At 71.2% G+C, this 16,143-nt stretch carries 9 protein-coding genes; 5 read left to right on the forward strand and 4 right to left on the reverse strand.

Translation table 11 applies throughout. The annotated features are described in order from the left end of the window. The first annotated feature begins 59 nt into the window (after window positions 1-59). Window positions 60-776, forward strand: coding sequence for a GNAT family N-acetyltransferase (locus ACFVH5_RS05820; RefSeq protein ID WP_385832328.1), 717 nt, complete (start codon window positions 60-62; stop codon window positions 774-776). Window positions 777-801: 25 nt separating this feature from the next. On the opposite strand, the gene ACFVH5_RS05825 is transcribed toward ACFVH5_RS05820, so the two are convergent. Next, window positions 802-1,440 (reverse strand): rhomboid-like protein, encoded by a 639-nt coding sequence (locus tag ACFVH5_RS05825; RefSeq protein WP_385832330.1) that lies wholly within the window; start codon window positions 1,438-1,440, stop codon window positions 802-804. Window positions 1,441-2,018: 578 nt separating this feature from the next. Here ACFVH5_RS05825 and ACFVH5_RS05830 point away from each other — a divergent pair. From ACFVH5_RS05830 to ACFVH5_RS05845, 4 genes are all read left to right on the forward strand, one after another. Then, the gene (locus ACFVH5_RS05830; RefSeq protein ID WP_385832332.1) at window positions 2,019-2,705 is read left to right on the forward strand and encodes a spermidine synthase; all 687 of its coding nucleotides are present in this window, start codon (window positions 2,019-2,021) and stop codon (window positions 2,703-2,705) included. Between the two features lie 112 nt (window positions 2,706-2,817). After that, window positions 2,818-3,555 (forward strand): response regulator transcription factor, encoded by a 738-nt coding sequence (locus tag ACFVH5_RS05835; protein WP_107021341.1) that lies wholly within the window; start codon window positions 2,818-2,820, stop codon window positions 3,553-3,555. Between the two features lie 494 nt (window positions 3,556-4,049). Then, complete coding sequence (locus ACFVH5_RS05840; RefSeq protein ID WP_384803469.1) at window positions 4,050-5,114, forward strand: ATP-binding protein; 1,065 nt, start codon at window positions 4,050-4,052, stop codon at window positions 5,112-5,114. Window positions 5,115-5,399: 285 nt separating this feature from the next. Beyond that, window positions 5,400-9,245 (forward strand): multifunctional oxoglutarate decarboxylase/oxoglutarate dehydrogenase thiamine pyrophosphate-binding subunit/dihydrolipoyllysine-residue succinyltransferase subunit, encoded by a 3,846-nt coding sequence (locus ACFVH5_RS05845; protein WP_385832334.1) that lies wholly within the window; start codon window positions 5,400-5,402, stop codon window positions 9,243-9,245. 101 nt (window positions 9,246-9,346) lie between these two features. Here the strand turns inward: ACFVH5_RS05845 and fxsT are convergent, their stop codons facing one another. From fxsT to ACFVH5_RS05860, 3 genes are read right to left on the reverse strand one after another with little or no spacing between them, the layout of a single operon-like run. Then, complete coding sequence (gene fxsT, locus ACFVH5_RS05850) at window positions 9,347-12,826, reverse strand: FxSxx-COOH system tetratricopeptide repeat protein (protein ID WP_385832336.1); 3,480 nt, start codon at window positions 12,824-12,826, stop codon at window positions 9,347-9,349. Further along, window positions 12,823-14,142, reverse strand: coding sequence for a CHAT domain-containing protein (locus ACFVH5_RS05855; protein WP_247706632.1), 1,320 nt, complete (start codon window positions 14,140-14,142; stop codon window positions 12,823-12,825). Before ACFVH5_RS05855 ends, fxsT begins: the two co-directional genes overlap by 4 nt. Then, window positions 14,132-16,138, reverse strand: a complete 2,007-nt coding sequence (locus tag ACFVH5_RS05860) for a magnesium chelatase (protein ID WP_385832337.1) — start codon at window positions 16,136-16,138, stop codon at window positions 14,132-14,134. The genes ACFVH5_RS05855 and ACFVH5_RS05860 overlap by 11 nt, the downstream gene beginning before the upstream one ends. Window positions 16,139-16,143 lie beyond the last annotated feature (5 nt).

Here is a 16,143-nt window from a genome sequence, read left to right on the forward strand (position 1 = left end):
GCCATTTGGGCCATTACGCATGAACGCGCGTACGGAGCATACGGAGGTGGGCCGCGGTGATGAACGAGACCGTGCGGGCCTGGGTGGACGGATGGGTCGTCTCGCGTGGGGCGGCACCTCCGGTGGCCGCGCCCTGGGGATGCACCGTGGACGTGGGCGAGTCCGATCACGTCACCCGGCACGTACTGGGCGCGACGGAGGACCAGGTGGACGAGGCCACCGTCCGCGAGGTGGCCGACGCGGTGTCCGGAGCGGGCGTGTGGCTCAAGGTCTTCGCGGAGCCCGCCCGGGTCACGCCCTGGCTCGGCAGCGGCTGGTGGACCAACCCCGAGACCGGCTACCTGATGTCGACGCCCCTCGCCCGGGGCCCCGTACCGCCCGTGCCGGACGGCTACCGGCTGCGCGGCTGGTCCCGGGGCGGAGTCACCCACGTCCTGGTCGCCGCGGCCGACGGTTCACAGGCCGCGCGCGGGCGGATCGTCCCGACCGGGGCGACGGCCGTCGCCGACCGCATCGAGACGGCGCCCGCACACCGGCGCAGGGGCCTGGGCCGCTTCGTCATGCACACCCTCGCGCACACGGCGGTCGCCCAGGGTGCCGAGACCGGCGTACTGGCGGCTACGCCGGACGGGCGGGGTCTGTACGAGTCCCTGGGGTGGAGCGTGGAGGCGAGGCTGACGAGCTCGAAGTTCACGGGCCGGACGGAGCGGACGGACCGGACCGAGCAGACGGAGCGGACGCATCGGGCTCAGGCGGAGTCCCCGGCCGGAGTCTGAACGCGCCGCCGCGGCGTCCCCGGCGTCACCCGGGAGGGGCCGTCGCCGCAGCCGCCGTCGCCGCGGCCGGCCGGGAGCGGCGCACCCACGGCCAGGTGGCGACCCCGATGGCCAGGGCCAGCAGGTGTCCCCAGTTCGTCAGGGGGTCGGTGTAGGCCACCAGGCCCTCGCCGACCAGCCAGGCGGACACCGCCAGGAGGAGCAGGCGGGGCCAGAGTGTCAGGAGCCCGGCCAGTGCGCCGGCGCTCGCCGCGACACCGAAGCTGATGCCGTAGTCGTAGCGGTGGAGGGAACTGTCGGGGAGGTGCCCGGCGAGGACCGAGAGGCCGACGGGTATCTCGGTGGCCAGCGTCGCCACGACGTGCCCCAGCAGGAAGACACCCGCCGTGCGCCGGCCGCCGATGCGCCGCTCCAGCGCGGTGAGCACCAGGAGGAAGGCGATCGCGAACACGGAGGAGATTCCGCCGGCGATCCACAGCGCGCTGGCGATCAGCACGGGGACCGGCGCCTGTGCCAGGTGCACCACGTCCGTGCTGGACCCCTGGAGCACGCGGCTCACCAGGTGGGGGTCGGCGTACTCGGTGAAGAGCGAGGTCAGAAGGAGGACGACGGCGTACCCGAAGGTGAAGGGGGTGGCGGTGGGGGTGGGGAACGGGTGACGCACGCGCCTCGGCCGTCGGAGACGGGGGTCTGCCGGTATCGCGTTCGCGTGCCGGCCCGGTGGGGGCTTGTCGCGCAGTTCCTCGCACCCCTCACCGGGGCCGGAAGAGACGGGCCGTTGGGAAGGGCCCTCTGCCCGTGCCCGATTCGCGTGCCGGTTCGGTGGGGGCTTGTCGCGCAGTTCCTCGCGCCCCTTACCGGGGCTGGAGGGGGCGGGCGGATGGGAAGGGCCCTCTGCCCGTGCCGGATTCGCGTGCCGGTTCGGTGGGGGCTTGTCTCGTAGGTCCTCGCGGCCCTTGCGGGGGCTGGGGGGCTTCGGAGCGTTCGGGTTCGGGGACGCGTCCCTCTCGCTCCGCTCCACCGTCGGGGGCTCCTTCCGTTCTGCCCCCACCCTCGGCGTGCTTGATCGCGCTGTCTATGACGGATGCCACGCACAGGCCGTCCCTGTCCGGGTCCCAGCGTCCTCCAGGGGACCCGGCACCGCCACCGCGGGCCGGAGTCGGGTGGCGCGGCGCGGCGCGGCGCGGCGCGGCGCGGCGAAAACCGGCTGCCCGGCCGGGCGCGGGTTGCCAGGATGGGGTCATGACCGCGTACGACACCCCGCACGGCAGCCCCGAAGTCATCGACCGCCGCGAGGGCCCGTACGGCGAGGTCGTACTGCGCCGCCACGGCGAGCTGCTGCAGATCATCGCCAACGGCTGTTTCCTCATGGACACCTCCGACGGCCGCTCGGAGAGGCTGCTGGTCGACGCCGCGCTCGGCGCGCTGGACGGGCGCCCCGCGCCGGAGATCCTGATCGGCGGCTTGGGCGTCGGCTTCTCCCTCGCGCACGCGGCGGCCCACCCCCGCTGGGGCCGTATCGCCGTCGCCGAACGGGAACGGGCCATCGTCGACTGGCACCGCGCCGGGCCGCTCGCGGAGCTGTCCGCCCCCGCGCTCGCGGATCCGCGCACCGAGATCATCGAGGTCGATCTCGTCGCCCACGTCCATGAGACATCCGACACGTACGACGTGCTGTGCCTCGACATCGACAACGGACCCGAGTGGACCGTCACGGAGGGCAACGAGAGCCTGTACTCACGGGCCGGACTCGCCGCGTGCGCACGGGTGTTGAGGGAAGGCGGGGTACTCGCTGTTTGGTCGGCCAAACCTTCGCCTGATTTCGCAAGAACCTTGCGGAATGCCGGGTTCCAGCGGGTGCGTACCGAAGAGATCCCCGTTGCCCGGGGCGTTCCGGACGTGGTGCATCTCGCGGTAAGGCCTGGATAGCCGAGGGGTGGTCACTGCCCGTACCCTGCTGCTCTGACGCCGATCATTCAAGCGTCAAGCGCAGTCATGGAATCACCCCACTGGTTCCGGAAAGCACACTCAGGGGCGGGCGATGGAGCAGACACACACCTCGCACAACGGCACGGCGGCCACGCCGGGCGCTCAGCGCCGGGTGCTGGTGGTCGAGGACGATCCGACGATCGTCGACGCCATCGCCGCCCGGCTCCGCGCCGAGGGATTCCTCGTGCAAACAGCGGGTGACGGACCGGCCGCCGTCGACACGGCCGAGGCATGGCAGCCCGACCTGCTGATTCTCGACATCATGCTGCCGGGCTTCGACGGCCTGGAGGTCTGCCGCCGGGTCCAGGCGGCCCGTCCGGTACCGGTGATGATGCTCACCGCCCGCGACGACGAGACGGACATGCTGGTCGGCCTCGGCGTGGGCGCCGACGACTACATGACGAAGCCGTTCTCGATGCGGGAGCTGGCCGCGCGCGTGCACGTTCTGTTGCGCCGCGTGGAGCGGGCCGCCCTGGCCGCGTCCACTCCGCGCTCCGGCATCCTGCGCCTCGGCGAGCTGGAGATCGACCACGCCCAGCGGCGGGTCCGGGTGCGCGCCGACGACGTACACCTCACGCCCACCGAGTTCGACCTGCTGGTCTGCCTGGCGAACACGCCCCGCGCGGTCCTTTCGCGCGAGCAGCTGCTGGCCGAGGTCTGGGACTGGGCGGACGCCTCCGGCACCCGGACCGTGGACAGCCACATCAAGGCGCTGCGCCGGAAGATCGGCGCGGAGCGGATCCGTACGGTGCACGGCGTGGGCTACGCGCTGGAGACCCCGACACCCTAGAGTCGGGCACCCTGACCGAGGGGGCGTATGTGATGAGGGGTCTCGGCGTACTGCGCAAGCGCGTCAAGGCGGGCGCGGGGCTGATCTCCGGCACGAGTTCCGGTACTGGTTCCGGCGCGGATTCCGGCCCGGCCGCCGGGGCGGGTCCCGGTGCGGCGTCCGATGCCGGGCCTGGCGCGCAGCCTGCTGCGGGGCCTGTTTCCGGCACGCCGTCCGGTACCGCGTTCGGCGGCTCGTCCGGCACCGGCACCGGTCCCCTTGCGGACGCCGTTTCCGGTGCGAGTCCGGCGCTGGGTTCCGGTCCGGCCGTCGGCGCGGGCGCGGGCGGCTTCTCAGCGACGCGCCCGCCGCCGGGTTCGGCCCCGGGCACCGGCAGAACGTCCGGCACGACATCCGGCACCACGACCGGCGCCGCATCCGTCACCACGTCCGGCACGAGCGCGTATGCCGTCCCGGGTATCGGATCCGGCTCCGGATCGGGATCCTGGGGAGACATGCGCCCCTTCTCCATCAAGACCAAGCTCGGCACGCTGGTGGTCGTCGCCGTCTTCATCACCACCGGCCTGCTGATGATCGCGGTCCGCACGGAGACGGAACTGCGCTTCATCACGGTCTTCTCGATGATCGCGACCCTGCTGATCACCCAGTTCGTGGCGCACTCGATCACCGCTCCGCTGGACGAGATGAGCACCGTCGCGCGGGGCATCTCGCACGGCGACTACACCCGCCGGGTCAGGGGCGCCGACCGCCGCGACGAGCTGGGCGACCTGGCCCAGACGATCAACCGGATGGCCGACGACCTGGAGGCCCAGGAGCGGCAGCGCAAGGAACTCGTGGCGAACGTCTCGCACGAGCTGCGTACGCCCATCGCGGGCCTGCGGGCGGTCCTGGAGAACGTGGTGGACGGCGTCTCCGCGGCCGACCCCGAGACGATGCGCACCGCCCTGAAGCAGACGGAGCGGCTCGGCCGGCTGGTGGAGACACTGCTCGACCTCTCCCGGCTGGACAACGGCGTCGTACCGCTGCGCAAGCGCCGCTTCGAGGTGTGGCCGTACCTGTCGGGCGTACTGAAGGAGGCCAACATGGTGGCCTCCGCGCGCGCGGGCATCGCCTCCGGTTCCGGCAGTCACACGCGTACGGACGTCCATCTGCACCTCGACGTGTCGCCGCCCGAGCTGACCGCGCACGCGGACCCGGAGCGGATCCACCAGGTCGTCGCCAACCTCATCGACAACGCGGTCAAGCACAGCCCGCCGCACGGCCGCGTCACGGTGAAGGCCCGGCGCGGCGACGGCCCCGAGTCCCTGGACCTCGAAGTCCTGGACGAGGGCCCCGGCATCCCGCGCTCGGAGTGGCACCGGGTCTTCGAGCGGTTCAACCGCGGCGGGGTCGTCGCGCCGCACGGCCCGGGCAGCGACGGCGGTACGGGGCTGGGGCTGGCGATCGCCCGCTGGGCGGTCGATCTGCACGGTGGCCGGATCGGCGTGGCCGAATCCCAGCGCGGTTGCCGGATCCAGGTCACTCTTCCGGGAGTGCCCTCGCCGGACAGGTTGACGTAGGGTTCGAAGCGAGAGCCCAAGATCCACGTGATGGGGCAGCAGGACACGTGTCATCGTGCGTTCCTGGCACGGAGGTTCGGCCTTTCGGGGCCGCACCCTTGAGCCGGCGCGTCCATTTCACATCAGAACCTCGCTTGTTTCCCGCCATTTCGAACGCCGAAACACGCTTTTCGATGTGACTTACGCGACGATGACCAGGCCCGGACTGACCTAGCCGGTCCGGGGGGCGTAGCCTTTATTCCCGCTGTCCATCACCTTGTGAAGCGGAAGAGGGCGGTTGCCGCCGTGTCGCCACAGTCCCCCAGTAACTCATCGAGCGTCTCGACCGAGGACCAAGCCGGGAAGAACCCTGCTGCCGCCTTCGGCCCGAACGAGTGGCTCGTCGACGAGATCTATCAGCAGTACCTCCAGGACCCGAATTCGGTAGACCGAGCCTGGTGGGACTTCTTCGCCGACTACAAGCCCGGCGGCGTGGCCGCCTCGGCTCCGGCGGGTACCGCGGCCGCGGGGGCCGCGGGAACCACCACCGCGCCCAAGGCGGCTCCGGCCGCTCCTGCCGCACCCCAGTCCCAGGCCGCTCCGGCCCAGGCACAGGCTCCGGCTCAGGCCGCCCCGGCCAAGGCCGCGGCCCCGGCTCAGGCCGCACCGGCCGCCGCGAAGCCCGCGGCTGCCGCTCCCGCCCAGGCAGCGGCTCCGGCCGCCGCCCCGGCGAAGCCGGCCGCCGCCAAGGCGGCGCCCGCCGCGGAGGCCACCCCCTCCTCGGGCGGGCCGGAGTACGTGACGCTGCGCGGTCCGAGCGCCGCGGTCGCGAAGAACATGAACGCTTCCGTCGAGGTCCCCACGGCGACGTCCGTGCGCGCGGTCCCGGTGAAGCTGCTCTTCGACAACCGCATCGTCATCAACAACCACCTGAAGCGTGCCCGGGGCGGGAAGATCTCCTTCACCCACCTCATCGGCTACGCGATGGTGCAGGCCATCAAGGCCATGCCGTCGATGAACTACTCCTTCACGGAGAAGGACGGCAAGCCGACCCTGGTCAAGCCGGAGCACGTGAACTTCGGCCTCGCCATCGACCTGGTGAAGCCCAACGGCGACCGCCAGCTGGTCGTCGCGGGCATCAAGAAGGCCGAGACGCTGAACTTCTTCGAGTTCTGGCAGGCCTACGAGGACATCGTCCGCCGTGCGCGTGACGGCAAGCTGACGATGGACGACTTCACCGGTGTCACGGTCTCGCTGACCAACCCCGGCGGCCTCGGCACCGTCCACTCGGTCCCGCGTCTGATGCCCGGACAGTCGGTCATCATGGGCGTCGGCTCGATGGACTACCCGGCGGAGTTCCAGGGCACCTCCCAGGACACCCTGAACAAGCTCGGCATCGCCAAGGTCATGACGCTCACGTCGACCTACGACCACCGGGTCATCCAGGGCGCCGCGTCCGGCGAGTTCCTGCGCGTCGTCGCGAACTACCTGCTCGGCGAGCAGGGCTTCTACGACGAGATCTTCGAGGCCCTGCGCATTCCGTACGAGCCGGTCCGCTGGCTCAAGGACATCGACGCCTCGCACGACGACGACGTCACGAAGGCCGCCCGCGTCTTCGAGCTGATCCACTCCTACCGGGTCCGCGGCCACGTCATGGCCGACACCGACCCGCTGGAGTACCGCCAGCGCAAGCACCCCGACCTGGACATCACCGAGCACGGGCTCACCCTGTGGGACCTGGAGCGCGAGTTCGCGGTCGGCGGTTTCGCGGGCAAGTCCCTGATGAAGCTGCGCGACATCCTCGGCGTGCTGCGCGACTCGTACTGCCGCACCACGGGCGTCGAGTTCATGCACATCCAGGACCCGAAGCAGCGCCGGTGGATCCAGGACCGTATCGAGCGCCCGCACTCCAAGCCGGAGCGCGAGGAGCAGCTGCGCATCCTGCGCCGCCTGAACGCGGCGGAAGCGTTCGAGACGTTCCTGCAGACGAAGTACGTCGGCCAGAAGCGCTTCTCCCTGGAGGGCGGCGAGTCCGTCATCCCGCTGCTCGACGCGGTGCTCGACTCCGCCGCCGAGTCGCGTCTTGACGAGGTCGTCATCGGCATGGCCCACCGCGGCCGCCTGAACGTCCTGGCGAACATCGTCGGCAAGTCGTACGCGCAGATCTTCCGGGAGTTCGAGGGCAACCTCGACCCGAAGTCGATGCACGGCTCCGGCGACGTCAAGTACCACCTGGGCGCCGAAGGGGTCTTCACGGGCCTCGACGGCGAACAGATCAGGGTCTCGCTGGCCGCCAACCCCTCGCACCTGGAGGCGGTCGACCCGATCCTGGAGGGCATCGCCCGCGCCAAGCAGGACATCATCAACAAGGGCGGCACGGACTTCACCGTCCTGCCCGTCGCCCTGCACGGTGACGCGGCCTTCGCGGGCCAGGGTGTCGTGGCCGAGACCCTGAACATGTCGCAGCTGCGCGGCTACCGCACCGGCGGCACGGTCCACGTGGTCATCAACAACCAGGTCGGCTTCACCGCCGCCCCGGAGTCCTCGCGCTCCTCGATGTACGCCACCGACGTGGCCCGCATGATCGAGGCGCCGATCTTCCACGTGAACGGCGACGACCCCGAGGCCGTCGTCCGCGTCGCGCGGCTGGCCTTCGAGTTCCGGCAGGCGTTCAACAAGGACGTCGTCATCGACCTCATCTGCTACCGCCGCCGCGGTCACAACGAGTCGGACAACCCGGCGTTCACGCAGCCGCTGATGTACGACCTGATCGACAAGAAGCGCTCGGTGCGCAAGCTCTACACCGAGTCGCTGATCGGCCGGGGCGACATCACCCTGGAAGAGGCCGAGCAGGCGCTGCAGGACTACCAGGGCCAGTTGGAGAAGGTCTTCACGGAGGTCCGTGAGGCCGCTTCGGCGCCCGGCGAGGCGCACGCCCCCGACGTGAAGCCCGAGTTCCCGGTGGCGGTCACCACGGCCGTCTCCCAGGAGGTCGTCAAGCGGATCGCCGAGTCCCAGGTCAACATCCCCGAGCGCGTCACCGTCCACCCGCGTCTGCTGCCCCAGCTGCAGCGCCGCGCGGCGATGGTCGAGGACGGCACGATCGACTGGGGCATGGGCGAGACGCTCGCGATCGGCTCCCTGCTCCTGGAGGGCACCCCGGTGCGCCTCTCGGGCCAGGACTCCCGCCGCGGCACGTTCGGCCAGCGCCACGCGGTCCTGATCGACCGGGAGACGGCGGAGGACTTCACTCCGCTCCAGTACCTCTCCGAGGACCAGGCCCGCTACAACTGCTACGACTCGCTCCTCTCCGAGTACGCGGCGATGGGCTTCGAGTACGGCTACTCGCTGGCCCGTCCCGAGTCCCTCGTGATGTGGGAGGCGCAGTTCGGCGACTTCGTCAACGGCGCCCAGACGGTCGTGGACGAGTTCATCTCGTCGGCGGAGCAGAAGTGGGGCCAGACGTCCGGCGTCACCCTGCTCCTCCCGCACGGCTACGAGGGCCAGGGCCCGGACCACTCGTCCGCGCGCCCGGAGCGCTTCCTCCAGATGTGCGCGCAGAACAACATGACGGTCGCCATGCCGACGCTCCCGTCGAACTACTTCCACCTCCTGCGGTGGCAGGTGCACAACCCGCACCACAAGCCGCTGGTGGTCTTCACCCCGAAGTCGATGCTGCGCCTCAAGGCCGCCGCGTCGAAGGCGGAGGAGTTCACGACGGGCGGCTTCCGCCCCGTCATCGGCGACTCGTCGGTGGACCCGGCGGCCGTCAAGAAGGTCGTCTTCACCGCGGGCAAGGTGTACTACGACCTCGACGCCGAGCGTAAGAAGCGCGGCATCACGGACACGGCCGTCATCCGCATCGAGCGCCTGTACCCCCTCCCGGGTGCCGAGCTCCAGGCGGAGATCGCCAAGTACCCGAACGCCGAGAAGTACCTGTGGGCCCAGGAGGAGCCGGCGAACCAGGGCGCATGGCCGTTCATCGCCCTGAACCTCATCGACCACCTGGACCTGGCGGTCGGCGCGGACGTCCCCCACGGGGAGCGCCTCCGCCGCATCTCCCGCCCGGCGGGCTCGTCCCCGGCGGTCGGCTCGGCGAAGCGCCACCAGGCGGAGCAGGAGCAGCTGGTCCGCGAGGTGTTCGACGCCTGACCGGTCACGGTATGCACTGACGGTACGAACGGAGGGCCCGGTCCTGAGCTTCGGCTCGGGGGCGGGCCCTTCGTCGTGGTGGGCCGGGGCGGACGTTCCTGTCAGGTCGTCTGGGGCTCGAAGTTCCAGTACAGGCGTGACCGCTCCTCTGGCGCGGGCACCTGCTCGCCCCGCAGCGCCTGCCGGTCGGCGTCGAGGGCACGGCGGGCGCCCCGGGTCAGCGGATGCTCCTGCCCCAGGACCCGGCCGGCCCGCTCCCCCGTGTCCCGGCTCAGCGCGAGGGCCGCTTCGACGCGGCCCGTGACATGGCGTATCGCGGCGGCGTTGACGGCGCAGCCGAGAGTCCAGGGGTGGTCGGGGCCGACGGCGCTCGTCATGTCGGTCAGGGCCCGCTCGGCCAGGGTGTGGGCCTGGTTCCGTTCGCCGACGGCCCGGAGGATGAGCGCCTGGTTGCTCCGCGCGCCCGCGACGAACGGATGGTCCGCTCCGAGCAGCCGCAGGTACCTGGCGACCAGTCGCTCACTGAGCCCGCGGGCCCGGTCGATGTCTCCGTGCTCGCGCAGGAAACAACTGTGCGCTGCCGCGAACATCAGGGTGGAGGAGTATCCCTTGCCGCGGACCTGCTCGCTCTTGGCGAGCACGGACCCGAAGAGTTCCCCCGCCGCCTCGTGGTCGTCCAGGCGGTACAGGCACTGGGCCAGGTTGTAGGAGGCCTGCAGGGTCTGGGGGTGGTCCTTGCCCAGGAGCCGCAGATGCTGCGCCGTGTTGGCCCGCTGAAGGTCCAGGGCTTGCTCGTAACGGCCCAGGAGTCGCAGATCGGTCGACCGGGAGAGGTCGGAGATGAGCGTCCAGATGTGCTCAGCGCCAAGGACTTCCTCGCGGATGCCGAGTACCCACCGGTCGATCTCCAGGGCTTCCTCGTACCGGCCGAGAAGCCTCAGCGAGGATGCCTTGTTGTTCTGCGCCGCGAGGGTCAGCGGAGCACGTTCACCGCCGAGTTCCGTGTAGCCCGCGCAGACCTCCTCCGACAGGTGCAACGACTCCTCGTACCGGCCGAGAGCGCGCAGGTCCGCGGCGAGACTGCCGACCGCGCGCAGATACCGCTCGTCCCGTGCCCCGCCCTTCGCGCGGTGCTCCTCGACCGCCGCCCGGCTCACGGCCTCGCTGTCCTTGAACGCACCCATGATCCGGAGCAGGTTGGCGTAGTGGTGGCGGAGGTCCCACAACCGTTCGGAGTGCTCGTCCTCGTGGCCCTGCCAGGCTGCCAGAGCCTGTTCGGCGAACCGCACCCCTGTCGCGTGCTCACCCGAGAGGTAGAGGTAGCGAAGGCAGTTCAGGACGAGGCCCTGGACGGACGGGTCGGTGTGCGACAGCAGTTCCGCGTGCTCCAGATGCGGTACGAGTTCGGCGTAGCGCTGCCACAGAGACGTCTTGCTGGGGTCGCCCGGATCGAAGGCGATCAGTACACGCCGGGCCGTTTCGGCGCACTCCTCGTGCTCCTCCGGTGACATGTCCAGCTGGACGGTCCGATGGACCATCCGGTGCAGGGAGAGGAACTCGTTCCGCGGGTCCTGTCGCGGATGCTCCACGTGGACCACGGAGTACTTCCGCAACCGCTCGACGGCGCGGTCCCAGCGGACGTCGTCCATGAGCAACCCGGCCATGGCGGGCGGGAGTTCGCTGGCCGGTGCTCCTCGCAGCAGTCGCACGGACACCGCGTCGGGTGCGAAGAACGTGCACAGCCGGAGCAGTTGGACGGATTCCGGGGAGGTGGCGCGGAACTTGTCGAGCAGGACCGTCCAGGCGGTGCGGAAGGTCATCGGGAAGTCGGCCGACACCTGGACCGGGGTGCTCCGGTCCGCGTCGTCCGTCAGCAGTTCCCGGAGGTACTCGGACACGGGCATGCCGGACTCCTCCAGCCAGCCCGCGGTCTGGTCGAGAAGCAGCGGCAGGTCCCCCAGTGCCTCAGCCAGCTGGTGGGAGTCCTGCAGGGTCAGCCGGGGCGCGCGGCGCCGGATGAAGGCCACCGACTCCTCCCGGTCGTAACCGGGAACCTCCACCAGGGTGCCGGGAGAGATGTCCCAGTCCAGGCTGCACGAGGTGACGAGCACATGACCGGTACCGGTCGGCAGGAGGTCCCTGATCTCGTCCGGTTCGTCGGCGCCGTCCAGGATGAGCAGCCAGCGGGTGAAGGGCCGACCGCGCCTCAGCGCGTCCCGGACCGCGCGCAGCCGTTCGCCGTACTCCGCCCCGGTCGCCAGTCCCAACGCCGGGGCGAGTTCCGCCAGTCCCTGCCGGAACGCGGCACGGTTACCGGAATGCACCCACCACACCACGTGATACCCGGAGGCGAAACGGTAGGCGTACTCAGCGGCCAGCTGGGACTTGCCCACGCCGGACAGGCCGTACAGGGTGACCCGGCTCTCGCGCTGGAGGACCTCGTACACCGTGTTCAGCAGTGGTACGCGCCCGGTGAAGCGGTCGTTGCGTTCGGGCACCCGGCCCCACACACGCAGGGTGTGCACCGGGAAGGGCGGTCCGGAACGGGTGTCCCGCGACGACTCGGGAGAGCTGAAGGGCAGATCGAGCCGGGCCAGAAGGCGCCGCTCCGCCTCCTCGGCGCCCACGTCGTGGAGGGTGACCGCGTCGAGCGAGGCGGCCGCCGCCGGCGGCGGGACGGAGGGGGCCACCGTCACCGCCGCGATGCGTCGCGCGTTCGGCGCCACGACCTCGCGCAGGGCGTCGTCCCACTCCTGGGGCGTATGGGTGTCCAGTTTGAAGTACTGGTCGCTCAGGAGCAGCAGGACGGGCCCCGGAGCCAACAGGAGGTCACGGAGCGACTCCTCGATGGACGCGTCGGGCAGCGGATCCCACCGCTGGGGCACGACGCGGTGGCCGTGCAGCTCCAGACAGTGCGCGATCCAGGTGGCCCAGGGCCTGTGGACACCGGCGAAACTGAGGGTCACGGTCTGCCGTCCGGTGCGCAGCTGCCACGGCGGTCCGTTCGGCGGAACGAGTTCCGGCAGATCGCCCGGTACGGCCCGGTGACCGGTCGTACGGTCGTCGTGCGCCGCGCGGCTCCCGGCCGCCGGAAGGTCGACGGACTGTTCCGACGTCCGGGGGGCGGGGAGGCTCTCGGTCGTGGAGGCCGGTTCCCGCAAGATGTCGGTCGATCGTGCGGCAGGTGCGCGGCCGGGCACGCGTTCCCTGATCTCGGACAGCAGTTCCGCCTTGCGGACCGGCACGCCCCACTGGTTGTTGACGGTCAGCCACAGCGACGCGTGGCCGGTCGCGCGCCCGGTCGAGACCCTGAAGTGGGCCGGTCCGTACGTACCGCCGAACCGGTGCAGGACGACGCTCGGCTCGTCGAGCGCGGTGCACACGAAATAGGGCGAGCCGTCCAGGGTGACGGTGAAGGTGAACTCCTCGTCCGGATAGGGCCAGTGACGGGCCGCTTCCTCGCCCTCCGGGAGAGGGCCACGCAGGTCGACGGTGACCAGGTATTCGCACTCCGTCTCGGCGATCCGTGGCCAGGCCACAACGGGTTCGATCAGGAGGGTGTGCTCGTCGAGGTTCGTCACGGACTCCCTCCCCAGGCGCTGTGCCCTTTCTCGGTGATGAGTCGCAGTGTGGTGAGCGGATGTCCGTAATACTGGAAGGCGAAGGCGTACAGCAATCGCATGACCCGCTTTTGACCGACCTTGTCCACCTGACCGTCATCGTTGCGCGTTGTCGGGATCGCCGCCAGGGTGCCGAAGTCCTGGAGCGCGCCCTCCCGGAAGGCACGCAGCGTCTCCGGGACCGGTCTGTCGGGGCGGCCTGTCACCTCGCGCACCAGGCGCCGGATCAGTACGCGTGCTTCCTGGTTGCCGACCTCGCCCGCGGTGACGATGCATCCGCTCGCTCCTTTGCGCAGGAAGAGCTCGGCGAATCCTCTCAGCGCGTTCTCGCCCTGGCCCCGGTTGTCCACGAAGCGTCCCGAGTGGCAGGCGTTGAGACACACCAGAGAGCGGTCCCTGTCCAGGACCCGCATGGCCTGGCTGTTGTACTCCGCCCACGTGCGCTCCGCGAGCGTGAGGCGCATGACGGTGTCGCCGTAGGTGCCGTGGCAGCCCAGGTAGACCAGGCCGGTGGGATCCTCCTGCTCCGGGGCTTCGAGCGCCCGCAGGAAGGACGTCATCTCGGGGTGCGTCCGGTGGATGTACGGCGTGAAGACGTGGGAGTCGTCGGCCATGTCCCGGTGGAGATAGGCGAGGACGCTGCCGTGGCATTCGCCCGTTGCGCGTGGCAGGCCCTGGCTCCCGTCGTGCACGGTGGTCCAGCGGGTCAGGACGAGCAGGGCGCCCAACAGGCCTCCCGGCAACCCGTTTCCCCGGTCCGCGGGCACCCAGAACGCCTCCCAGGGCAGCTCGTAGCCCGTGTCGTCCCACACGATGAGGCGCAGCGCGGCGCCGTGCCGGGCGCGCGCCCGGTTGATCCAGTCCGCCAGTTCGGACTGGTTCCCGGACCAGTGCTGGATTCCCCGCAGGATCTCGGAGGGATACTCCCCGCGCTGCGTCAGGTTGCCGAGGCCGACGGCCGGGGCGGTGAGCCGGGTCGGTCCGGCCGCACAGGCGACCGTGAGGTCGCCGCACCAGCCCTGGAAGCGGTAGCCGTCCTGACCTCCGATGCCGACGGCCCGGATCACCCGGAGAAGGGCGTATCCCTCGTCCAGACGTTCGTTCAGCCTGACGTCGGCGCCGCCGGTTCCGGTCGGGGCCTCCTGCGGGCGCAGCAGGTGAAGCATCGACGGGTGGTCGGGACGGATCGCGGTCTTGGGGCGGGGCAGCGGCGCCCGGCGGATCACGTTGCCCGCTCCCGTCAGCCAGCGGGGGCCGCGCTGCGGCTCACCACTCACCGGCGTTTCCCCTCCCGTCCGCGTCCGGGCCCCTGCCGCCCTGCCCGTCGATCACGATGCCGCCCAGGGTGTCCGCCAGCGTGAACGGCAGGCTCCCGTACGGTTCGCGCCCCGCGTCGACCACGACGACCCGCAGCCGCGTCCGGTCCATGGCCCTGATGTCCGCCGCGGCACGCAACGCGTCCTCGACCCCTTCCGCTCCCACCGGACCGCTCAGCCTCCCGGTGTGGCTGGCCCGCAGCGGTATGTTGCCGCGGCCGTCCGTGACCACGACCAGCCACGCCTCGGCGAGGCCGCTGCCGTGCTGCCGGAAGGCTCGGCGCAGGGCTCGCGCCGCCTGCTCGATGCCGTGGGCGAGCGGACTGGCGCGGCCCAGGGGCCGGTACAGGGCCGCGAGCAGCCGTGGATCACGGACGCTGCGCAGCGCGAAGGACTCCGCCCGCAGTTCGTCAGCCGCCTCGGCGCCGCCGATCTCCACGACGTGCACGGCGGCCCGCACGGTGTACGCCCATTGCAGGTAGGGGGCGAGGACGTCCTGCCAGTCCCAGTCGCCCCGGCACGTGTGGTCGAGGACGAGTACGAGCATGCGTTCCGGCGCTCCGGCGCGGACATGACTGTGCAGGTCGGCGGCCGAGACCGTGAAGTGTTCGGTCCGACGCACGCGTTGGTGCAGGGCGGCTTCTCGCACGGTGCGTACGTAGGCGAGGTCGTTCAGGTCCCTGGCCCGTCGCGAGCCGATGACCACACCGCGCCGGGTGTCCGTTCCCGCCGTCCGCTGCCAGGGGCTGCGCAATGGGGCGAAGTCGCGCAGTACGCCGGCGCTGTCCTCGGGATAGGGGGTGGTGAGGGCGGTGGGAGTGCCGCCCGGTGCGCTGCCGATGCCCTCGGCGGGTTCGGTTTCCAGCAGTGCCTGTCCGGCTTCGGCCCGGCGGCGCTCGGTCTGCTCGCCCTGCCCGCGTTTCCCGGTGTCGCCCCGCGGTCGTGGGATCAGGCGCGGCGGGGGCGGTACGGCAGCCGCCGCGTCCGCCGCCGGCTCCGGCGCCCGGGGCGGGTCGGCCACGGCGAGGCCCATCAGCCGCGCCGCGGCGTCGCAGTGTTCGACACGCGCCGTTCCCTCTCCCTCCAGTGCGGCGAGCGCACGGGCGAGCCGGGCCAGGGCGAGCTGCCTGCGCACCCCCGTGTCCGGGCCGAGCAGACGGGCGACGCGCACGATGGTGTCGTCGGCGACGGCGACGGACGGGGCACCGGTGTCGTCGACGGCGCGGGCCGAGGCGGCGAGCCAGGTCGGTGGGAGGGTGCCGAGCAGCTGTTCGACGTCGAGGCTCGTCAGGCCCGCGACGGGCAGCCGGATGGCGAACCGGTCGAGCAGATGGTTGCTGATCCGGCCCGCGTCGGCCGAGCTGCAGGCGGCCAGCCAGCGGGCCCGGGGCCGGGCCTCGTGCCGCAGTCCCGCCTGTTCCACCACGGCCACGTCGGCGCCCAGCAACTGGACCGCCCCGCGCATCCCGGCGACGCTGAGCCGGCACAGATCCGGTACGAGGACCACGGGCGGCGGAGCTCCCGCCCTGTCGTCCGCCTGGATGAGCGGACCCGGTTCGAGGCGGAAAGTGATGCCGTCCGCCTCCTGACGCAGCACGGGCCTGGTCCACAGATCCTCGTCGCGGCTGGTGGCACCCAGGACGACCAGCGGGGCCCCCGACTGCCGGGCACCGGCCAGAAGCCTGCCGAAGAGGCGGGCCACTCCATCGAGGAGCTGCGGCTCGAGGTCGAACAGCAGCACGCTGGAGAGCGCCGGGTCCACCGCGGCACAGACGAGCGCCCGGCACAGGCGCAGGGCAAGATCGTCCGGCTGTCCTCCCCGCCCGTGTGGCCCGTGCGGCCCGCTCGGCTCCGGTGCCGCGCCGGAGCGGGAACCAGGGCCGGTGTCGGCGCCGATACCGATGTCGAAGGCAGAACCGGTGTCCGAGGTGTCGCCGCTCGGCGGTTCGGTGGTCATCCCCG

Origin of the sequence: Streptomyces sp. NPDC127119 (assembly GCF_042677425.1) — a bacterium.
Classification (GTDB): Bacteria; Actinomycetota; Actinomycetes; order Streptomycetales; family Streptomycetaceae; genus Streptomyces.